This window comes from Limibacterium fermenti, from assembly GCF_041902845.1.
GTDB lineage: Bacteria > Bacteroidota > Bacteroidia > Bacteroidales > Dysgonomonadaceae > Limibacterium > Limibacterium fermenti.
This window is the reverse complement of sequence record NZ_CP159486.1, coordinates 132,003-152,814: the sequence shown is the minus strand read 5'-3', so window position 1 is coordinate 152,814 and position 20,812 is coordinate 132,003. Positions and strand designations below refer to the sequence as shown.

The 20,812-nt window shown below is 45.9% G+C and carries 19 protein-coding genes; 7 read left to right on the top strand and 12 right to left on the bottom strand.

The genetic code is table 11. The annotated features are described in order from the left end of the window. Positions 1–7 precede the first annotated feature (7 nt). Positions 8–1,480, bottom strand: coding sequence for a cysteine--tRNA ligase (cysS, locus tag ABNK31_RS00655; RefSeq protein ID WP_418895448.1), 1,473 nt, complete (start codon positions 1,478–1,480; stop codon positions 8–10). Positions 1,481–1,613: 133 nt separating this feature from the next. On the opposite strand from cysS, the gene ABNK31_RS00650 reads away from it, so the two are divergent. From ABNK31_RS00650 to ABNK31_RS00625, 6 genes are all read left to right on the top strand, one after another. Further along, positions 1,614–2,336, top strand: a complete 723-nt coding sequence (locus ABNK31_RS00650) for a DUF5020 family protein (protein WP_321579373.1) — start codon at positions 1,614–1,616, stop codon at positions 2,334–2,336. A gap of 21 nt (positions 2,337–2,357) precedes the next feature. After that, positions 2,358–3,668, top strand: coding sequence for an NCS2 family permease (locus tag ABNK31_RS00645; RefSeq protein ID WP_418893852.1), 1,311 nt, complete (start codon positions 2,358–2,360; stop codon positions 3,666–3,668). Positions 3,669–3,748: 80 nt separating this feature from the next. After that, a complete protein-coding gene (gene efp / locus ABNK31_RS00640; protein WP_418893851.1) occupies positions 3,749–4,312 on the top strand; it encodes an elongation factor P in 564 nt (187 codons plus the stop codon). Positions 4,313–4,416: 104 nt separating this feature from the next. Then, positions 4,417–5,118 (top strand): RadC family protein, encoded by a 702-nt coding sequence (radC, locus tag ABNK31_RS00635; RefSeq protein ID WP_418893850.1) that lies wholly within the window; start codon positions 4,417–4,419, stop codon positions 5,116–5,118. Positions 5,119–5,139: 21 nt separating this feature from the next. Next, the gene (locus tag ABNK31_RS00630; RefSeq protein ID WP_418893849.1) at positions 5,140–5,457 is read left to right on the top strand and encodes a metal-sulfur cluster assembly factor; all 318 of its coding nucleotides are present in this window, start codon (positions 5,140–5,142) and stop codon (positions 5,455–5,457) included. Positions 5,458–5,476: 19 nt separating this feature from the next. Continuing rightward, the gene (locus tag ABNK31_RS00625; RefSeq protein ID WP_418893848.1) at positions 5,477–6,217 is read left to right on the top strand and encodes a UDP-2,3-diacylglucosamine diphosphatase; all 741 of its coding nucleotides are present in this window, start codon (positions 5,477–5,479) and stop codon (positions 6,215–6,217) included. Between the two features lie 15 nt (positions 6,218–6,232). Here ABNK31_RS00625 and ABNK31_RS00620 read toward each other — a convergent pair whose 3' ends face one another. After that, a complete protein-coding gene (locus ABNK31_RS00620; protein ID WP_418893847.1) occupies positions 6,233–8,671 on the bottom strand; it encodes an ATP-binding protein in 2,439 nt (812 codons plus the stop codon). 368 nt (positions 8,672–9,039) lie between these two features. On the opposite strand from ABNK31_RS00620, the gene ABNK31_RS00615 reads away from it, so the two are divergent. Continuing rightward, positions 9,040–9,690: a hypothetical protein gene (locus tag ABNK31_RS00615; protein ID WP_418893846.1), complete on the top strand. Its 651-nt coding sequence runs from the start codon at positions 9,040–9,042 to the stop codon at positions 9,688–9,690. A 185-nt stretch (positions 9,691–9,875) separates the two neighbouring features. Here the strand turns inward: ABNK31_RS00615 and ABNK31_RS00610 are convergent, their stop codons facing one another. The 10 genes from ABNK31_RS00610 to ABNK31_RS00565 all read right to left on the bottom strand — a co-directional run bounded on the left by ABNK31_RS00610 (position 9,876) and on the right by ABNK31_RS00565 (position 20,629). Next, complete coding sequence (locus tag ABNK31_RS00610; RefSeq protein ID WP_418893845.1) at positions 9,876–11,081, bottom strand: OmpA family protein; 1,206 nt, start codon at positions 11,079–11,081, stop codon at positions 9,876–9,878. Positions 11,082–11,102: 21 nt separating this feature from the next. Next, positions 11,103–13,472, bottom strand: a complete 2,370-nt coding sequence (locus ABNK31_RS00605) for a hypothetical protein (protein WP_418893844.1) — start codon at positions 13,470–13,472, stop codon at positions 11,103–11,105. Between the two features lie 310 nt (positions 13,473–13,782). After that, a complete protein-coding gene (locus ABNK31_RS00600) occupies positions 13,783–14,544 on the bottom strand; it encodes a shikimate dehydrogenase family protein (protein WP_418893843.1) in 762 nt (253 codons plus the stop codon). Next, positions 14,544–15,281, bottom strand: coding sequence for a bifunctional demethylmenaquinone methyltransferase/2-methoxy-6-polyprenyl-1,4-benzoquinol methylase UbiE (gene ubiE / locus ABNK31_RS00595; protein WP_418893842.1), 738 nt, complete (start codon positions 15,279–15,281; stop codon positions 14,544–14,546). Before ubiE ends, ABNK31_RS00600 begins: the two co-directional genes overlap by 1 nt. Before the next feature lie 9 nt (positions 15,282–15,290). Continuing rightward, positions 15,291–16,244 carry a phosphoribosylaminoimidazolesuccinocarboxamide synthase gene (locus tag ABNK31_RS00590; protein WP_418893841.1) on the bottom strand — a complete coding sequence of 318 codons (954 nt, stop codon included), beginning with the start codon at positions 16,242–16,244 and terminating at the stop codon, positions 15,291–15,293. A gap of 221 nt (positions 16,245–16,465) precedes the next feature. After that, the gene (locus ABNK31_RS00585) at positions 16,466–17,413 is read right to left on the bottom strand and encodes a PhoH family protein (protein ID WP_418893840.1); all 948 of its coding nucleotides are present in this window, start codon (positions 17,411–17,413) and stop codon (positions 16,466–16,468) included. After that, the gene (locus ABNK31_RS00580) at positions 17,410–19,338 is read right to left on the bottom strand and encodes an amidophosphoribosyltransferase (protein ID WP_418893839.1); all 1,929 of its coding nucleotides are present in this window, start codon (positions 19,336–19,338) and stop codon (positions 17,410–17,412) included. Before ABNK31_RS00580 ends, ABNK31_RS00585 begins: the two co-directional genes overlap by 4 nt. 137 nt (positions 19,339–19,475) lie before the next feature. Further along, complete coding sequence (locus ABNK31_RS00575; RefSeq protein WP_418893838.1) at positions 19,476–20,081, bottom strand: RNA polymerase sigma factor; 606 nt, start codon at positions 20,079–20,081, stop codon at positions 19,476–19,478. Beyond that, positions 20,059–20,388, bottom strand: coding sequence for a hypothetical protein (locus ABNK31_RS00570; protein WP_418893837.1), 330 nt, complete (start codon positions 20,386–20,388; stop codon positions 20,059–20,061). Before ABNK31_RS00570 ends, ABNK31_RS00575 begins: the two co-directional genes overlap by 23 nt. A 19-nt stretch (positions 20,389–20,407) precedes the next feature. Continuing rightward, on the bottom strand, positions 20,408–20,629 hold the full coding sequence (locus ABNK31_RS00565) for a 4Fe-4S dicluster domain-containing protein (RefSeq protein WP_418893836.1): 222 nt from the start codon (positions 20,627–20,629) through the stop codon (positions 20,408–20,410). Between the last annotated feature and the right edge of the window lie 183 nt (positions 20,630–20,812).

The following is a 20,812-nucleotide window of genomic DNA, read 5'->3' as shown; positions in this document are numbered from 1 at the left end:
GGAGGAGTTAGAGGAACGTCCATTCCACTCCGTCTTTCGTATCTTTAATCACAAAACCGAGAGCGGTTAATTCGTCGCGTATTTTGTCGGAAGTCGCCCAATCTTTGCGTTGTTTGGCTTCCAGCCTTATATCCAAAAGGATGTCAATTGCCTTCGAGAAAGCTTCATATTGACCGCCGGCATCTTCCGTTTCATCTTTTATGCCCAATATATCGAAAAGGAAATCATCGAACAGTGAGCGGAGTTCTTGCTTATCCTCTTGAGTGATCTGTTCTTTTTTATCTTTTACCGCATGAATCAACCGTGCCCCTTCAAACAAATGGGCGATAAGAATGGGTGAATTCAAATCGTCGTTCATCGCATCGAAACACTTCTGCCGCAACAACTTTACATCGTACGAAGAGGTTTGTCCGACGGGTAACTTATCGATAAAACCGTTCGCTTCGAGCAGGCGTTTCAATCCTTTTTCGGATGCTTGCAAGGCTTCGTTACCGAAATCAACCGGACTGCGGTAATGCGATTGCAGGATAAAAAAGCGGATAACCATCGGCGAATAGGCCTTCTCTAACATCGGATTCTCGCCTGAAAAGAACTCTTCGAGGTTGATGAAATTTCCCAACGACTTGCCCATCTTCTGGCCGTTAATGGTTATCATATTGTTATGCATCCAATATTTCACGGAAGATTTTCCCTGCGCAGCAGTGTTTTGAGCTATTTCGCATTCATGGTGCGGAAAGATCAAATCCATACCTCCACCATGAATATCGAACTCTTCTCCCAAATATTTTGTGCTCATAGCCGAGCACTCGAGATGCCATCCGGGGAAGCCGCGGCTCCAGGGCGAAGGCCACTTCATAATATGGTCGGGGGACGCTTTTTTCCAGAGAGCAAAGTCAACACTCTTTCGTTTTTCGTGTTGGCCTTCCAACTGGCGCGTATTCTCCAATAGTTCATCGATATTCCTTCCCGACAGGCGTCCGTAATGATACTCCTTATTATATTTTTCCACGTCGAAATAGAGCGAACCCTCACTTTCGTAGGCAAACCCTTTATCGAAAATCTCTTTCGCCAGTTCAATCTGTTCGATAATGTGCCCCGACGCCAACGGCTCAATGGAAGGCGGCAGCGTATTGAGCGCTTCCATGGCTTTATGGTAACGAAGCGTGTAATACTGGGCGATCTCCATCGGTTCCAATTGTTCCAAACGGGCTTTCTTGGCTATTTTATCTTCCCCTTCATCGGCATCATTCTCCAAATGCCCCACATCGGTTATATTCCTAACGTAACGCACTTTATATCCGATAAAACGAAGATACCTGAACAGCAGGTCGAACGTGATAGCCGGGCGGGCATGTCCCAAATGCGGATCGCCATATACCGTAGGTCCGCACACATACAACCCGACATTGGGCGAATGCAGCGGTTCGAACGTTTCTTTCGTACGGCTTAACGTATTATAAATAACCAGAGGTTGCATGATCGTATTGTCCATATTTCTGTTAGGATTTTTAGGAAAGACAAAAGTACAAAAATAACATCTATTTTGTCTTGCATTTCCATTTTTTTGTTACCTTCGCAGCTTCTTTAAATTTATATAATCATACCCGCATTTTATGGAACGTAAAAAGATCATCCTTGCCCTTGCCTTCATTTGTTTGATAGGCGTAACTCATGCACAGAATTTGCAACTGCATTTTGATCCCCGCCATTCGCTATATGGCGACAAAGCTTCTTCAATCAACTATTTAACGGCTACGTTTGAAATGTTTAAGCCGGATGACTGGGGATCGACATTTATGTTTGTCGATATCGACTTCAATTTCAACCAACGTAATCCAGGGTTGGCTTATGCCGAAATCGCCCGCACCTTTCAAATAAGCGACTTCGCCTTAAGGCCGCATTTGGAATACAACGGAGGTTTGGGACTGGTCAGAAACTCCGGATATGGATTTTCGATACCCAGCTCGTATCTGGGCGGTCTTTCGTATTCTTTTCAATTGGAAAACTTCTTTATGAGCACTTATGCCGCTTATAAATTAAATGCTTTCGAAAAGATTAGCCATGATGCGCAGTGGACCGTTACATGGAATGCCAATTTAGCCGACAATAAACTCTCGTTGGCCGGATTTTTCGATCTTTGGTCGGAAAATAAAGACAGAACCGGCGCCACATCGGGTAAAAAGCTGGTGCTCTTAACTGAGCCTCAATTCTGGTATAATGTGACGCCGCATTTTTCTCTCGGTACGGAAGTGGAACTCAGCTACAACTTCGTAAACGCAACAAACGAAAGCCGGTTTTACGCCATCCCGACATTGGCAACGAAATGGAATTTTTAAATAAATAGATCGTTTTTGAAGATGTTAGAAAAAATATTTAAACTTAAGGAACATAAGACGAATGTACGGACCGAAATCGTGGCGGGGATCATTACGTTTCTCACCATGTCGTATATTCTGGTAGTCAATCCCAACATATTAAGCGCTGCGGGGATGGATCGTTCGGCACTCTTTACGGCCACGGCTTTGGCGACTGTTATCGGCACCCTGCTAATGGCTTTCATTCCGAAAATACCGGTTGCACAAGCCCCGGGTATGGGACTGAATAGTTTCTTCGCCTTTTCGGTCGTACTCGGATTGGGATATTCCTGGCAAATGGCGCTCACGGCGGTATTTATCGAAGGAATCATATTTATTCTGCTCACGTTTTTCAATGTCAGGGAGCTTATCGTAAAAAGTATTCCAAAAACTATTAAAGATGCCATTCCGGTAGGTATCGGATTGTTTATCACGCTCATCGGATTGCAAAACGCCGGCATTATCGTAAAGAACGACAACACCATGTTGGCTTTGGGCGATATGGCCAACCCTCATATCTGGGTGGCGCTTCTCGGGCTGATTCTCACGGCGGTGTTATATTATAAAAAGGTACAGGGATCGTTCCTCATCGGAATTGCGGTAGCGACGATATTCGCCGCCATCCTCGGATTGGTACATTTGCCGCAGGGGAGCATCATTTCCCTTCCTCCCGACATCTCGCCTATCTTCCTGCAATTCGATTGGCAACATCTCTTCACCATAGACATGGTGATTGTCGTATTCACCTTCTTGTTCGTCAACTTATTCGACACGATCGGCACCCTGCTGGGGGTTGCTTCCAAAGCCGGGCTGACGGATAAAGACGGCAACTTTCCGCAGATTAAAAAAGCGCTGGTGGCCGATGCTTTTGCCACCACTTTCGGGGCAATATTGGGAACCAGTACCGTTACATCTTATGTCGAAAGCGCCTCAGGCGTAGCGGCAGGAGGCAAGACCGGATTGACCGCTCTTTCGACAGCCGTCATGTTTGCCATTGCTTTATTTTTGGCGCCGCTCTTCTTAATGGTACCGGCATCGGCCACAGCTCCCGCCTTGATTTTGGTAGGACTGTTCATGATATCATCCGTGGTCAGAATCAACTTCGAAGATATGACGGAAGCGCTACCCGCATTTCTCACCATCGCTATGATGCCTTTTGCTTTCAGCATCGCCCAAGGCATCGTGTTCGGAATGCTTTCGTTTGTCCTCTTAAAAGTATTAAGTGGCAAGTTGAGGCACATCTCCATTACGATGTGGGTCATTTTCTTCCTGTTCGTCACCAAATTGATTTTGGACGGAATGCATGTGTTATAAAAATAATCGTTGCACGTTACAAAGTAAATGTGTATTTTTGCACTCTAAAAACTTCAAAATAACACTAACAACCCTGTTTTATGGCAACGACAGCTGATTTCAGAAACGGAATGTGCATCGATTTGGATGGACAATATTATTTCATTATCGAATTTTTACATGTAAAACCCGGTAAAGGCCCGGCTTTTGTAAGAACCAAACTAAAAAACGTAACGACCGGACGTGTTCTCGACAAGACATTCAACTCGGGCGTACGGGTTGATGAAGTTCGCATTGAGCGCCGTCCTTACCAATATCTATATAAGGATGATATGGGCTATAACTTCATGAATACCGAAACCTTCGAACAGATACCCATCCCCGGAGCGCAAATAGAAGGGGTGGAATTCTTAAAAGAAGGCGATATTGTGGAGGTACAAGTGCACGCCGAAAGTGAAACCGTCTTGACGGCCGAAATGCCGACGTATGTCATTTTGGAAATCACTTATACCGAACCGGGACTGAAAGGCGATACGGCGACCAATGCCACGAAGCCGGCTACGGTTGAAACCGGCGCCGAGGTTCGCGTACCGCTATTCATCGAAACCGGTGAAAAAATTAAAATCGATCCGCGTACGGGAAGCTATGTAGAAAGAGCGAAATAAGCATTCATTTTTTTAATATACATCCTACATCCTAAAGGACATCTTTTTTAAGATGTCTTTTTTTATGCTATCTTTGTGGGCAGATATCCGCTAAAATCTGATGGATGATGTCCGATACGTCAAAGATAAGTATCAAACAATGGGCCGAAGAAGACCGTCCGCGTGAAAAGCTTTTATTGAAAGGCGTTGCGGCCTTGTCGGACTCCGAGCTACTTGCCATTCTTATTGGTTCGGGAAGCAGCAAGGAGAGTGCTGTGGATCTTTGCAAAGACATTTTGCGCAAAGCCGACAACGATTTGAACAAGTTGAGCCGTTTCACGATAAGCGACTTGGTAAATAATTTTTCGGGTATCGGGCCAGCCAAAGCCATCACCATTATTGCGGCGATGGAGTTGGGACGCAGAAGAAAAGAGAGCCAGCGGGAGCAGCGCAAAAAGATCCGGTCATCGCACGATGCATACGAAGACCTCTCTCCCATGCTGTGCGATTTGCCATACGAAGCATCGTGGGCTTTATTGCTGGATCATTCCAATCAAGTCATCTCCCCGCTCCTCGTGAGCCGCGGAGGTATATCGGGAACGGTAGTGGATGTCAGGCTTATCCTTCGGGAAGCCTTGAACGATTACGCTTCGGGCATTATTCTGGGGCACAATCACCCTTCGGGAAGTTGCAAGCCCAGCGAGCAGGATATCCGTGTCACAAAGAAACTGAAAGAAGCGGCCGCATTGATGGAGATTTCATTACTCGATCATCTGATTATCGCCGATGCCGTGTATTACAGCTTCGCCGATGAAGGAATATTATAAGAAGGAATAAAAAAGAAAACTATGAACGAAGAATTACAAAAAATACAAGATCAGATCGTCGTGATGCTTCGCACCGTATATGACCCGGAAATCCCGGTGAATATCTTCGATTTGGGCATGATTTACGATGTAGATATCGACGATGAGTTCAACGTGAACATCGAAATGACATTTACTTCTCCCAACTGCCCTGCGGCGGATTTCATCTTGATGGACGTGCAGATGAAACTCGAATCGATCAGCGAAATAAAAAGCGTGAATATCAATCTCACCTTCGAACCGCCTTGGGACAAATCCATGATGAGCGAAGAAGCGCTGTTGGAATTGGGTATGATGTAATAACCGATCCGACAACGACGTGAGAAATAAATACTATTTTCTTTCCGATGCCCACCTGGGCTCTAAAATGCATGCCGATACCCGTGATACGGAACGCAAGCTATGCCGTTGGCTCGACATTGCGAGACAAGACGCAAAGGCTATTTATATATTGGGCGATCTATTCGATTATTGGTACGAATACAAATATGTGGTGCCGAAAGGATTTACACGTATTTTGGGTAAGCTCGCCGACGTTACCGACTCGGGCGTAGAGGTGCATTTTTTCACCGGCAACCACGATATGTGGCTCACCGATTATCTGAGCGAAGAGTGCGGGATGAAGTTGCATTTCGAACCGTTTGTAACCGATTTATACGGCAAGACTTTTTTCATGGCACATGGCGACGGACTCGGAGACACTTCCGGATCTTTCGGCTTTTTACAACGCGTTTTCCACAGTAAATTCCTACGGGTATTATTCTCCGCCGTTCATCCGCGTTGGACCATTCCTTTGGCCCATGCCTGGTCGAACCACAGTCGCGAGAATGGGGGGATGATCGACTTTCTGGGTGAAGAGAAAGAATACTTGATACAATTTGCCCGGCAGCAGTTGCAAAAAACGCCCGACGTAGATTTCTTTGTTTTCGGACACCGCCACCTTATGCTCGATTATCCGCTTCCTCCCCACGCACGGATCATTTTATTGGGAGACTGGATTCGCTTTTTTTCCTATGCCGTATTCGACGGGAACTCCATGCAACTCCTCACCTTCCGGTAAAGCACCGGGAACATTTCATCTGCGTTTATCGGCGAGAAATATCCTATCGGCGAATGCACGCAGATTTCGGATCGTTTGCGCAAGTTCTTCTTTCCAATTAGGATAAGCCGATTCGTCTTTTCCGCGTAAGGAATCCATTTTGCGCAACGTATCCCCCAACTGTTCGGCATTAAGTTGCGCCAGGAACGGATGCATCTTATGGCAAAGCTGTTGCGCCGCCTTAAAATCGCCTTGCCGGATGAATTCTTCTAACTGATCCGTATCGCGGTAGGTAGTTTCGACGAATTTCGAAAGAATTTCCCTGATCGCGTTTTCGTCATTAAAAAGCCCCCATAGCAGAGGGAACTCCATTTCTATCTTTTCCGATACATCCGGCACTTGTCCCGCCGAGAGAATGGAAAGAAGCGCATTCATTTTAATCGGCTTGGTAATGAACCCGTCGAATCCCTCTTTCAAGGCTTTTTGCTCCGTATAATCGTCATAAGCCGTCATCAACCACACCGGGATGGTCGGGTAACCTTTCCGGATCGCATGCAGAATATCGTATCCGGAAATAGTCATCATATTCATATCCGTAAAAACAATATCAAAAGCGACACAGCCTTGCATCACCTTCTTCATCTCATCAAGATGGCTACACAGAGTAACTTCATAGCCTTGGCGCGTTAAAAACTCACGGATCATATTGCCCAAAGCCGCATCATCTTCCACAATAAGGACATGACGATAATGCTTCTTCCCGGACGGAACATCGTCCTTACGGGCGCCGGCGGAAAGAGCCTCAGGGTGCATCGGCTCCACTTCCTGCAAAGGAAGTTCAATCGTTACCGTTGTTCCTTTTTCTTTTTTCGATGCAATACCAATCGTTCCTCCCAGGGAATCCACCAACCCTTTGGTCACATACAGACCAAAGCCGGTTCCTTCCGTTCTCAACGTATTATTTATCCGCGAGAAGGGCTTGAATATCTTATCCCGATCTTTTTGATCGATCCCGATGCCCGTATCGGTGATGACAAAAATAAAGCGTCTTTCCTTTTTCACGTCCAGGGTCACCCCGCCTTTGAGGGTATATTTCACCGCATTCGATAATACATTCGACAGTATTTGTTTGAGAATCGTATAATCGGTTTCGACGAATAACGAATCCGGCAGTTGGCTACGGTAAGCGATGCGTATATTTTTCTCTTCGGTGAACGGACGGAACATATCGACAATTTCGTTCAAAATGTCGTTCAATCGGAACCGGCTATTGACTCGCCGGCCCGTATTTTGTTCGAGGCGTGAGAATTCGAGTAAGTTCGTCAGCAGGCTCAGGATATGCTTCCCTGAATTCTGCGCCGAGCGCAACTGTTTCTTGCGGGCGGGCGACGTCTCCTCCATATTCCACAGTTCCATATAGCCCATCATCGAGCTCAGCGGCGTTTTTATATCGTGTGATACCGAAAGCAACAGTTTATGACGGCTTTCCATGAGCTCTTCAGTCAATTGCTTCTCCCGGGCCAGATCCATCCGCGCACGCTGCCCCTTGTTCAGGTCACTGATAATAAAAAAGATGATCGTCATAATCAACAGCAACGATAAGACTCCGGTAATAATGGAAAATACGAATATGCGTTGCGAAAGCCGTCCGCTGTTTTCGATTCCCTTCTGGGCAGTTTTGAGGGTTTGATTATAGAGCTCGGTGATCAACTGCGAAAGTTGCAGCGAAATGTTTTGCTCCGCCAATACCATATCCCGTACCTGCCTTTCAATGCCTTGAATTTTTGAAGAGTAAGTCTTGGACGCTTCTTGGGTGATATTTTTAAGATCGGAATATACCACCGTATCGACCCGCAACTTCATCAGCGTATCTTTCTCCTGTGAAGCTATTTTCAGGGTCGTATCGCCCGGATGATCCGGGTTAAAGAGGGCCCTTAACCGGCTCCAGAAACCCTTTTTTTCCTGAAGGATAAGCGTGGTGTCCTTCTTGCTGGTTACAATAAGCGAGTCGCGCATCAGGTTGTTGTAATCGTCGATTTTCCGGTCAAGCTCATTTAACGGATTTTGGCCCCTGAACTGCATGGTAAGGCTCCTGACAATCGTATTCTTTTCATCCAACAAATCAAGCATGTTTTCCAACAAAATCTGTTGATCGTTTTGCGATAAGAAATCCCGGATTTGAATCGTTTGGCGATAGATGTCCGCCGAAATCGAATCGTATTGTTGTCGATAAGCGCGGCGCGGGGACCCCAGATAAGCATTAATAATGTGCTGCGCTTCCTGCACCGAAATCATCAGGCGGTTCGTGCGCGAAAGTAATTGATTATATTGCTGTATCTCCTTCTGTTGCTCATCCATATTTCTTTTTAAGGTATACGAATAGATCAATATACCCGCAAAAAAGAGGATGATTACAAAAAATATCAATCCTATTTTTATCCGTATCGTATGCTCAAAAGACGTTGCTGCTGCCATCACCTTTATGATTGAATCATTTTGTACGTCCAAAGATAAATAAAAAGAGGGAAGCAGCAACACAAAAGATACTCTTACCGGGGGCGTCTCCCGGAGCGCGCGCCCTCGGCGAATGACTTATTCCACAACCCGACTGTGGAATGATTCCACAGTTTCCACACCCATTCCACAGTTCCCGGAAAAGAGGCGATTCTTCTCAAATTTATTTATCGGGTTGATTGATTTCGTTTTAAGTACCGATTGACATTCGATGCGTTTTTTTTGTACGGTATTTGGTTATATATCTGCGAAAGCAAGGCTCAACAATGGTTGGTCTTTCGAATAAAAAAGAAATTATTTTATAGTATTCATATTAAAAATTTACGGTTATGAAAAAAGTTATTTTATCTATCACATTGTTCGCAGCGGGGCTGTTCGCAACAAGTACGGCAATTCAGGCAGCCGATGCCATAAACAGTAATTTGGTAGCGATATCGGTACAACAAGATGACGGGTTCACGGATGTGAAATTGGAAGAACTTCCCGAAGCGGTACAAGCGGCGATCAACGCGCTTGCCGGAGAATACGACGTAAAAACGCTGAAGTATCACGCTGAAAAGCAAGTGACCAAAGTAGAAGCGACTAAAAAAGCCGATCAATCGTCCGAAGTATTGTACCTCGATGCAGAAGGAAAGCAAACGACATGGGAAGAAGTTCCTGAACAAGAAGTAAAAGAAGAGGTGCAGGAACCTTCCGCCGAAATGTCTTCTGTAAGTCAGGATGACGGTTTTGCCGATATCACGTTTGAAGAATTGAATGAAAAGGTTCAAGCTGCGGTACGCACGGTATCGGAAACGTACGAACTGAATGCACTTCAATATAACGCAGAAAAGCAACTGACGAAAGTAGTGGCTACCAACAAGGAAGATAAATCGTCAAAGACATTCTACTTCAATAGTGAAGGTGAAGAAACCACTCTTGACAGCGTTCCGGCCGAAACGGAAACGCAACAAGAAATTGAAGATACTCCATTGCACTAATAAACAATCAACAGAGGCTTACACGATCTTGATATAAATAATTAATTGTGGAACTTTTCTAATCTTCAATTTCAACGAGAGGCTATCTGACGTTTCAGATAGCCTCTCTCTTTTATATATAAAAAAAGCCACCTCACTTTTTATTGTGAGACAGCTTTTTTTCAAAATTAGTTTTAGAAATACCTCTACAGGTCGTTCTTTGGCATAAAGTTCCAGTAATCAAGATTTGTGATAATCTCAACCGTCACTTTCCGGTCGCCTTCCCTTACCTGATTCGATTCACCGGTAGGAGCGTACGAGATTTTCTTACCTACACCTCTCGATTTCAAGATATTCGCCGGGACACCTCTATCCTCCAAAGCCTTAATGACCGCTGCGGCACGGCGTTGCGACAAGCCGATATTATATGCGGCACTGCCCCAAGCATCGGTATATCCGGTCACCAGATATTTCTTGTTTGTATTGGCTTTGAGTATATCGGCAATCTTATCCAGTGTTTCGTAACTTATCGGACGGATATCCGACTTATCAAACTCAAAGTAGATATTGTTGAACAGTTCGCAGATTTCGGTAGACGGCGTTTCAATTACTTCCGCCGGCACTTCCACAATTTTTTCAACAATCTTTTCCACGGGCGGCGCCTGCACGATCTTCTCGACATATTGCACTACCGGGGGGCGTTTCTTGGATCTTCCGCCGATGCGCCAAATCAACCGAACCGTCCCTTGCAGGGAATTGGCTACATTTTGATGCGGCATCAACAGATAGTCCCCTTGAAGACCAATCCCGAAATTATCGCTCAACCAACCGTTCACTCCGGCACCAAACGATATGGGAAACATTTCATTCCGATCGGCACCCTCCTTATTGTACAGGTTCTCGAGCACCCACGACATTTCTTCGGGTAGCGTTCCCTCGGTTCCCTGGTATTTCATGCTGAAATTTTTCTTCATATAGCTTACGCCCACACGAAAAAAAGGATCTACATATTTGGAGTCGAAATATTCACCCAAACGCCACTGGAGACCGGGGCCTACCATAAAGAGCGTTTTCAGTTTATCTTCACCGTTCACGTATTGTTCGGTAAATCCTACATTACCCTGCACGTCGAGGTAGAAGTGAGGGCTAAGCTCGCGGGCGATATACAAGTGCGGACCTACCACGCTGTGGCGCAGTTGCAGTCCGAGTTTGTAGTTATCGGTCGATTTCTGGAAGTTGGTAAAATCGATACGGCTAAAACCGAATACCGAACCGCCCACGCCGATCTCCCAGGCTCTCTTTGTCTTTCCTTCCTCGTAAGCGCCTTCCGTAACCGTGTCCTGCGCAAAGGCAGGACCGGTGATACAGAATAAACCTAAAAGAAGGATATATGCTAATTTATTTTTTTTCATATTCCATTTATTACGAATTGATTATTCAAATGCAAATTTTACGGTTTCTTTTTCAGCACCGATGTTGTACGGATCTAAAAGTTGATTTCCAGCTTGGGTTTTAAAGAATCGGAATATGGCGAATCCGTCGTCCAATGCTACCGCCAAATCTTTCGCCGGCATAGTAACCGATTGGGTGAGTTTTCCGTTCGCGTCTACCTGACCTCTGAATTTAGCGCTGTAGCCTGTTCCGTTGTACAATTGGAATTCGACGAATGAGTTAGGGATCGCATTGGTAACCTCTACGTTGAAAGTTATATCGGGGTTAGCGGCATTGGGGTCTTTAGGATCCCAACCCGGACCACCCGGTTGGCCGGGACCTCCCCATCCGGCGGGCTTAGTAAACTTAGCTTTATAATTTTGCTGATTATTTATAGCGAAAGAAGCACTCGCGGCACTCTCCCCACAGTCATTTGATACGGTATAGTTCACGCTATAATTTCCGTTGGCAAAAGTAATAGTATAGTCTCTATAGAATTGAACGGTTTCTGTTTGCCCCGGCTGGAGATTTAGAATGAACGGATAAGCACCATGAGAAGGGCTATTTCTTTTAATATTTTGAGCACCGGCATTACCTGTTCTCCCTGTAAACGTAACGATAATCGGCTCCGTACCGGTATTTTTGAATTCATTTGCAACTATCGCATTCGACCAAGTAGCTGACGTTCCGTTGTTATTCGTAACTTGAAGCGTATTGGTAAATAAGAATGCCCCTTCAACCCTGACGGATTTTTTCACCGTTCCGCGGCCATCCATCTTGGCTTCGACGGTGACATCATACGCGGTGAATTTTCTGGGAATACCAGTCGTTGTATACGTTCCGGCAGGACTTTCCGTTAATTTGATTGGTGTTGCTAATCCGGGATACGTAGCCGTAACCGTCATACCCGGGGTTCCCTGCAAAGTAAGTTGGAGATTGCAGTTATTCCCTGGAATAACTGCAAGTACCGGATTTCCGGTAACCTCAACCGGTGTTAGGGTCGGAATGGTAAATGCATTTGCAATCGTACTACAGATAGGATCCGCCCCTTTGGCTTGAACCGTAGGTTTCTGCTCGGTTGCAGCTCTGTCATAGGTTTTGGTAAACGTTTTTCCTTCATTGGAAACGGCCCAGCCCGAACCTTCAACAATACCGTTCGCACTAGAAATCAATGTTCCGCCGACAAACACCTCCACAGGAGCGGCAGCAAACGTAATCACCACCACGTCTTTCTGTTCTCCTTGTACTTGGGTAACAGTCGTTGCGCTTCCCAGTTTAATGTATTTTAAAGCGGGGATGGTAGCCGTTTTGTTCACAACATTGCCGCCCTCGGTGCATTCAATAGCAAGCGGGATATTTTCGTCGCCGCGTTGGATAGTGAAAGTAATGGGTGTCTGGTCGTTTGTAATGTTTCCACTTAAATCGACCCCTTTTCCGGTTACCTTCACCGAAGTTCCGGCCTTTCCGCCGATACGGAGGGTAGCTGAATAAGTTCCTTTCAATGTTCCGTCGGGATTCAACTCGATACATTTGTCTTCGAATTGCAAACCTACCGTAATTCCGTCGCAATGACAGTCGAATAACTCTTCGATAAACTGTTCGATCGTTTTCCCCTCATTACCCGGAAGAGTCGTCCAGTATTGATGCAATACCGATACATCACCACCTTGTAACCATTTAAGAAATTCTTCCCACGTGTTGCCTCCGGTGTAATCGGAACCGTCTTTATTGGTCATTTCTCCCTTATCGACGGCATCTTTCCATAATTCGTAAGCCGATAAGCCGTCTTCTCCTTTCGGGCCACGGGCCGGTTTTTCAGTATTCAGACCATCAATCCACCAGTTGCCGTCCGTACCGATTTCGGGAATTACTTTCCAAGGCTTATCGGTATCTTTTCCATCGATAAACCAGTTGCCGTTATCGCCCAATACAGGAGTAAATCCGTCCTTACCGTCTTTTCCATCTTTCCCGTCGATCCCTTTTGCAGAGACCGTAGTGGCGGTACCATCAATGATCCAGAAATAATCGGGCCCCGGTCCAATCTCAACCGTCGGAGTCTTTCCGTCCTGTCCTCTCGCAGGAACGCCCGTATCTTTGTCGCCAATCCACCAGTTATCATTTTTGATATAAGGAGTAAGTCCGTCTGCGCCATCTTTTCCTTTTAATGAGTTAAAAAATTCGTCTATTGGCGTATTCGGGTCTTTTCCGTACACTTCTTTCCAAAGATCAAATGCCGATAGGCCCGGATCTCCTTTATCACCTTTTTCTCCCTGAGGTCCTTGTGGGAGCGTCATCTCCAAATTATTTTCACACGCAAATAGCAATGAAAACAAAAAGGCAATACTAAAAATCTTAATCAGATTTATTTTCATAATTAATACAATAAAATTATAAATGATTATACTATTTAAAAATCCCTTATTTATCGATATTTCTTTCATCACATCTACATCAAGAGACAATAATGAAATATCGACACGGCAAAAATAGTCATCCTTTTCTTTACATATGAAAACAAAAGGGAAGTGGGGATTTTTTCTACAGTTATCTTTTAAAACGGTTTCAATTCTTACTAATAACGGTAGAAAAGCATCCTTCGCCTTCAAAAAGAAATTTTCCGAAGGTGAAAGAATTTTAAACAGATTCGTATAATTTTAACTGTACATTAAAGATTCGGGACAATCAGGCCGTCCAGATTTTCCAGGCTTCCAAAGCCTGGCGTTCGAGCATTTCCGCTCCGTTTTTGACCGTCGCTCCCCGGTCTTTTCCTTTTTTCAGGAACAGTGTTTCCGCTGGATTATACACCAGGTCATACAGTAAATGATGTGGGGTAAGATTTTGATACGGAATATCAGGACAGTTATTTACCTGCGGAAATGTTCCTACTGGCGACGCATTTACGATGACTTTATACTCCTCCAATACCCGATCGTTCAAATCGGAATACGTGAGAAGATCCTTTCCGGCCGTCCGTGAAACAGATTGCACCTTCAATCCCAAATCGGCCAACGCGTGCGCCACGGCTTTCGAGGCTCCGCCGGTACCCAATAGGAGGGCTTTGCGGTGGACGGATTTCTCCAAAAGCGGTTCGAGTGATTGTTTAAATCCTACATAATCGGTATTGTAGCCGGTAAGCCGATAGGATTGCGCGCCGGAAGAGGATGCCCTTTCGACTCGAATGACATTGACAGCCCCGATTCGTTGTGCCTCGGGTGAAAGCCCGTCGAGCAACGGCAGTACCCTTTCTTTATAAGGGATGGTGACATTCAGTCCCTTTAAAGACCGGTTTTGTTCTATTACTTCACGCAGTTGAAGGATATCTTCGATCTCGAAATTCCGGTATTCCGCATCGATATTCTCCCTTTCAAACTTCTCGGCAAAGAATCGTGCCGAAAAAGAATGTTTGAGTGGAAATCCGATTAATCCGTAAATATCCTTCGCCATTATTTTTCTGCGATATAAAGCGTACATACCCCACCGGTATATCTCTTGAGGCGGACATTGACAAAACCGTTCTTCTCCAGCGTTTTTACCATGCGGTCGCCTTGCGGGAACGCCTTGATGGAAGCCGGAAGATATTCGTAAGCTTGTTTATCGGTCGACATAAGTCGTCCCATAAACGGGATCAGGTATTTGGAATAGATGCCGTAGAGCTGTTTCATCGGAAAGCGCTCCGGGGTGGTCAGTTCCAGAAAAACAAACCGTCCGCCGGGCTTTAACACCCGCCGGATTTCGGTAAAGCCCGCATCGATATCCTCAAAATTCCGCACTCCGAAAGCGACGGTCGCCGCATCGAAATGATTCTCGGGGAACGTCAGAGCCGTACAATCCTGATTTTCGAAACGAATGACGCCCGACAACCCCAACCGTTCGACCTTTTGCTCTCCGATAGCCATCATCTTGTCGGAGATGTCGATGCCCACAATCGACTGCGGACGAAGGATCTTTTGCGCCAAAATCGCGAAGTCGCCGGTTCCCGTGGCGATATCCAAAATAGATTCGGGATGAAGCGGCTCGAGCTTTTGAATGGCATCCCTGCGCCAGGAGTTATCGATACCCAACGACATGAACCGGTTCAACTTATCGTAGGTAGGCGCAATCTCATCGAACATGTGTTGCACCTGCTTCTTTTTGGATTCGGGAGAGTTGTACGGACGAACGTTTTCGGATTGATACGACATGATAAACGCTTAACGGATGTTTTGTTGCAAATAGCCGACGATGTTCTTTTCGATACGTTGCGTCAAGGCATTGGCATCGGCCCGGACGAATTTTTCGCCGGTGATGATTTCGTATAATTCGATATACCGTTCGGAAACGCTCTTGCAATAAGCTTCGGTCATCTCCGGCACTTGCTGCCCGGCCTGCCCTTGGAATCCGTTTTCGATTAACCATTGGCGCACAAACTCTTTGGAGAGTTGCTTCTGCGGCTCGCCTTTTTCAAAACGCTCCCGATAACCCTCGCTGTAAAAGTAACGGGACGAATCGGGCGTATGAATTTCGTCGATCAGATAAATCTTTCCGTCTTTTTTACCGAACTCATATTTGGTATCGACCAATATCAATCCTTTTTCGGCGGCGATTTCGGTTCCTCGTTGGAATAATGCATAGGTGTACTGTTCCAATTGCTCGTACTCTTCGCGGCTGACAAGGCCTTGCGCAATGATTTCTTCTTTCGAAATATTTTCATCATGCCCATGCTCGGCTTTTGTCGTGGGCGTAATGATGGGCGAGCCGAACTTCTGATTCTCTTTCAATCCTTCGGGCAAGGCAAGTCCGCAAATCGAGCGGGCGCCCTTCTTATAGTCGCGCCATGCACTGCCGGTAATGTAGCCTCGGATCACCATTTCCACTTTATAGGGTTGGCATTTCACTCCCACCGTAACCATCGGGTCGGGTGAAGCCGTTTTCCAATTAGGAACAATATCGGCCGTAGCGTCGAGGAACTTCGAAGCGATTTGGTTCAACACCTGTCCTTTGTAGGGAATACCCTGAGGAAGGATAACATCGAAAGCCGAAATCCGGTCGGTAGCAATCATCACTAACGTGTCGTTGCCAATACTGTAAACGTCGCGTACTTTGCCGTGATATACTGCGGTTTGTCCGGGAAACTGATAATGGGTTTTTGTTAATGTATTGCTCATAATGTTATTTATTTATTTTGTTGTTACATAAAATTGCACAAAGGAGTCTCAGAGTTTCACAGAGACAGTCGCCGGTCTACAGTCTACAGTCACTTTCATACCTCTTACTTCTTACTTCTTACTTCTTACTTCATACCACATACTTCATACTTCATACCTCATACTTCATACTTCATACTTCTTACCTCATACCTCATACCTCATACTTCATACCTCATACCTCATACCTCTTCTCCTTGCTCATCTTTCTCATACGCCTCGACAATACGTTGCACCAATTTATGCCGAACGATATCCTTTTTGCCGAACTCGATGACGCCGATGCCCTTGATCTTTTTGAGCACCCGCATGGCATGGATCAATCCCGACTGTTGCGAACGGGGCAGATCGATTTGCGTAATATCGCCGGTAACAATCATTTTCGCACTCATTCCGAGGCGGGTAAGGAACATTTTTATCTGCGGTTTGGTGGTATTCTGAGCTTCGTCGAGGATGATTACCGCATCATTCAACGTCCGCCCCCGCATAAAGGCCAACGGGGCAATCTGTATGACTTTGTTCTCGATATATTCTTTCAGCTTTAGCGGTGGTATCATATCTTCGAGAGCGTCATACAACGGCTGGAGATACGGATCGATTTTATCCTTCATATCACCCGGAAGGAAGCCCAGCTTTTCGCCGGCTTCGACCGCGGGACGGCTTAGAATGATTTTCCGTACCTGTTTATTTTTCAACGCCCGTACGGCCAAAGCGATGGCGGTATAAGTCTTTCCCGACCCCGCCGGCCCGATGGCAAATACCAGATCGTTTTCGTCGAACGCCTCGACCAGTTTCTTTTGGTTTGCCGTGCGGGCAAGGATGGGTTTTCCGTTCAATCCGTGAATGATGAGATTATTCACGACCGCAATCGCCGGCGCTTTCCCTTTTACGAGCTCCAGAATATGCTCTTCGGTCAGGACATTCATTTCGATACTGAATTGCTCCAACTCGCGGATGGTCTTTTCGAAGTTGTCCAGTTCCTCTTCATCGCCGATGATCTTCATCACATGACCGCGTGCAACAATGCGCAACTTCGGAAACAACGTTTTCAGAAGTTGGATATTGTTGTTATTCACACCATAAAAAACAACCGGATCCACATTTTCGAGAATAATCACCCGTTCAATCATCGGCCGCTTTTTAAGAAGTTGAGCGTATATTGAAACGAACCGCTCTCGCTATTTTCGATAAAATTGATGAAAGCATTATTTACCAACCGGTTTCCGCCGGGTGTAGGGTAATTGCCTGAGAAATACCAGTCGCCGTTGTTATTCGGACACGCCCGGTGCAAGTCGCCGATGCTTTGGTACACTATTTTCACCTCCGTCCCGATATCCTCCGTCGTCAGCATCTGCGCAATCTTGTCGGAGATTTCTTCGTCGGTAAACGGGGCGTAAATTTCTTTTACATAGTTGACAATCTCTTCTTTCTTCTTGTGGCGCTGCGCAATCGACTTCTCATAAACCCGATTGATAACCTGCTGCTGGCCCCGTTCCTGCAACAAGGCAATGGCTGCCCTGAAAGCGATAAACTCACTCATGCGCGACATGTCGATGCCGTAACAGTCGGGGTAGCGTATTTGAGGCGACGAAGAGACGACGATGATCTTTTTGGGTTCGAGGCGGGAAAGAATTTTGATGATGCTTTGCTTCAAAGTCGTTCCCCTGACAATGCTATCGTCGATGATGACCAGATTGTCTTTTTTAGGGCGGAGCGAGCCGTACGTTACATCGTACACGTGCGCCGCCAGATCGTTGCGCGAATTACCTTCGGCGATGAACGTGCGCAGCTTGATATCTTTGATGGCCACCTTCTCCGAGCGCACCCTTTTCGACAGGATTCGCTCTATTTCTTCTTGATTCAACCGATTTCCTTTTTCAAAAAGAAGCGCCGCCTTTTGGCGGTTGAAATGGCTTTCGAGACCTTCCAACATGCCGAAATAAGCGACTTCGGCCGTGTTGGGGATAAACGAGAAGACGGTGTTGTCGAGATCACCGTCGATGGCGCCGAGGATTTTAGGCACCAGCAACTCGCCGAGTTTTTTGCGTTCGGTATAAATATCTTCGTCCGAGCCTCGGGAAAAATAAATGCGCTCGAACGAACAAGGAGTGATCTTGGGCTTCTTTTCGAGGATTTGGGCGGTCGAGACGGTGCCGTTTTTCTTTACGATAAGCGCCTGACCCGGTTCCAACTCATGGACCTCGTCCTTCTTCAAATTGAAAGCGGTTTGGATGACGGGCCGTTCGGAAGCCACCACGGCAATTTCGTCGTCGGCATAATAAAAAGCCGAACGGATACCCCACGGGTCACGCATTGTGAAAGCGTCGCCGGAACCAATAATTCCGCACAGCGCATAACCTCCGTCCCAGCCTTTGGCGGCACGCCGAAGCAGGAAAGGAATATCAAGGCGGTCTTCGATGAGCAGGCTCTTTTCGTGCCCGTCCATATCGGTTTGCTCGAGATGATCGTATTGATATTGCACCTCGCGATCGAGGTAATGCCCTAACGATTCCAACATGACAAACGTATCGGCGAAATCGCGGGGATGCTGCCCTTCGCGCACCAGTTGCTCGAACATTTCATCGACATTGGTCATATTGAAGTTTCCGGCAAGCGCCAAGCTGCGCGAGGCCCAGTTGTTGCGCCTCAATAACGGATGGACGTATTTCAATCCCCGCTTGCCGGTAGTACTGTAGCGCAAGTGCCCGAGCAGCAATTCGGCGGCGAAAGGAACGGACTTCTCCGCAAAGTCCGGGTCATGGAGTTGTTCGGCAGAATAAGGCTTGAAGGCATCATGCACCGCTTCGAAGATTTCGGAGATAGCCCCCGACCCTTCGGCCCTTTCACGGAAGATAAATTCGTTGCCGGGCGCCGCGTTTAATTTTACGGCCGCCAGTCCGGCGCCTTCCTGTCCGCGGTTATGTTGTTTCTCCATCAATAAATACAGTTTATCGAGTCCGTATTGCCACGTACCGTATTTGCGGAAATAATAATCGAGGGGTTTTAGTAAGCGGATCAACGCGATACCGCATTCATGCTTAATGTTATCTGTCATCTTCTGTAATTAAGGTGCAAATTTAATCCTATTTATAGAAAAATCCGCTATGTTCGGGATTAAAAAATAAAAAATGAAGGAGGAGCGAGGAAGGATGAACGATGGAGAGTGGATGGGAAGCCGTCTTGTCCCCGCTTTTAATCCTTCATTAGATCGTTATACAATTCATGGAACCGTTTTCTGAGATGAACCACGGCATAATGCTTGCGGGATAATAAGGTATTGACGGGTACTCCTGTATTCTTCGATATTTCCTTAACCGGAATGCCTTCCAGTTCCGTCAATATAAATACTTGCCGTTGTTCCGCAGGTAATTCGGAAAGCGCATTTTCCAATTCAACCCACACGAGGGAGCGTAAGTACTGCGTTTCGGGCGAAGGGTTGGCTTCTTCCTCACCATCGAATAAGATATCCGAAAAGTCGGATGCTATTTTATCATTTTCTTCATTATCCGTATAAAAGGGCAATCCGGTTTCACGCTTTTTGGAATAATAGTTGACGATTCTATTGCGAGTAACCCGGTAGAGCCATGCCGACATGTGCTCAATGGAGTCAATGGAATCATCGGCCGTTTTGGCCAACTGATAAAAAACATCTTGCAAAATATCTTCAACATCGTACTTGTTTACCCCTCGTCCTCGTATGAATAATTTGAGCCGTTTTTGGTATTTTGTGAATAAGTCGCCTACATTACAACGGCTTGATGTGGGCGGCGCCTTGCTAATCGTCGGTTTTGTTTTCATAAGGAAAACCCCATCTATGGTCATGCCCGGAACGCCACTTTCCGATAAACTCTTTTCGTTCGCCGGGTGTCATTCTCATCCATCGTTGATGAATAGGATTGCCGGAATTTCTCATCATTCCTACTCTTCTTCCAAAAAATATCCGGGAAAGCAATAACAGTCCCAATGCTTGCCAGAAATTCACGGGCGGTAATCCGAAAACAGCCGGCATTAACCAATTCCACAATAGCATAACGGCGAAGCTAAAGCCAGCTATGATGAACGTTGCCGCTATCGTCTTTCCCCAATAAGATTCTCTTCTTTTCATCTTTATTTCATTTACTTATTTAACAATATCGATCTATCAGTTTTATTGCCCCGGTTGGACAAATATTGACACATCTTGCACATCCCATGCAGTTTTCGGGACGATTGATAAAGGTCATTTTTTTGCCCTGAATAACCGCTGTTTCTAATGCGTTATGCGGACAAATCCGGACACATAAGCCACAATTCACACATTTATCTTCTTCAATGTCCGCCACATACTTATTTTTTCTCCAAAACATTTTCGTAAAATTAGAATTATCCTCTTTGAGGAACTATCGTTGTCTATTCACTCAACTTTCGCATGTAAAATTAGAATGTATGCAACTAAATTATCTGATTTGCGAAATTTGAATCTATTAGAATAGACAGATGAGGAAGGAAAAAAAAGCGAGGACACCGGCTTCAAACGGCATCCCCGCTTA

What these genes read in the sequence shown, in the direction of transcription:
- ABNK31_RS00650 (WP_321579373.1), top strand. Translation starts at nt 1,614, where the DNA reads ATGGAACGTAAAAAGATCATCCTTGCCCTTGCCTTCATTTGTTTGATA.
- ABNK31_RS00645 (WP_418893852.1), top strand. Translation starts at nt 2,358, where the DNA reads ATGTTAGAAAAAATATTTAAACTTAAGGAACATAAGACGAATGTACGG.
- efp (WP_418893851.1), top strand. Translation starts at nt 3,749, where the DNA reads ATGGCAACGACAGCTGATTTCAGAAACGGAATGTGCATCGATTTGGAT.
- radC (WP_418893850.1), top strand. Translation starts at nt 4,417, where the DNA reads ATGATGTCCGATACGTCAAAGATAAGTATCAAACAATGGGCCGAAGAA.
- ABNK31_RS00630 (WP_418893849.1), top strand. Translation starts at nt 5,140, where the DNA reads ATGAACGAAGAATTACAAAAAATACAAGATCAGATCGTCGTGATGCTT.
- ABNK31_RS00620 (WP_418893847.1), bottom strand. Translation starts at nt 8,671, where the DNA reads ATGGCAGCAGCAACGTCTTTTGAGCATACGATACGGATAAAAATAGGA.
- ABNK31_RS00615 (WP_418893846.1), top strand. Translation starts at nt 9,040, where the DNA reads ATGAAAAAAGTTATTTTATCTATCACATTGTTCGCAGCGGGGCTGTTC.
- ABNK31_RS00610 (WP_418893845.1), bottom strand. Translation starts at nt 11,081, where the DNA reads ATGAAAAAAAATAAATTAGCATATATCCTTCTTTTAGGTTTATTCTGT.
- ABNK31_RS00605 (WP_418893844.1), bottom strand. Translation starts at nt 13,472, where the DNA reads ATGAAAATAAATCTGATTAAGATTTTTAGTATTGCCTTTTTGTTTTCA.
- ABNK31_RS00600 (WP_418893843.1), bottom strand. Translation starts at nt 14,544, where the DNA reads ATGGCGAAGGATATTTACGGATTAATCGGATTTCCACTCAAACATTCT.
- ubiE (WP_418893842.1), bottom strand. Translation starts at nt 15,281, where the DNA reads ATGTCGTATCAATCCGAAAACGTTCGTCCGTACAACTCTCCCGAATCC.
- ABNK31_RS00590 (WP_418893841.1), bottom strand. Translation starts at nt 16,244, where the DNA reads ATGAGCAATACATTAACAAAAACCCATTATCAGTTTCCCGGACAAACC.
- ABNK31_RS00585 (WP_418893840.1), bottom strand. Translation starts at nt 17,413, where the DNA reads ATGATTGAACGGGTGATTATTCTCGAAAATGTGGATCCGGTTGTTTTT.
- ABNK31_RS00580 (WP_418893839.1), bottom strand. Translation starts at nt 19,338, where the DNA reads ATGACAGATAACATTAAGCATGAATGCGGTATCGCGTTGATCCGCTTA.
- ABNK31_RS00575 (WP_418893838.1), bottom strand. Translation starts at nt 20,081, where the DNA reads ATGAAAACAAAACCGACGATTAGCAAGGCGCCGCCCACATCAAGCCGT.
- ABNK31_RS00570 (WP_418893837.1), bottom strand. Translation starts at nt 20,388, where the DNA reads ATGAAAAGAAGAGAATCTTATTGGGGAAAGACGATAGCGGCAACGTTC.
- ABNK31_RS00565 (WP_418893836.1), bottom strand. Translation starts at nt 20,629, where the DNA reads ATGTTTTGGAGAAAAAATAAGTATGTGGCGGACATTGAAGAAGATAAA.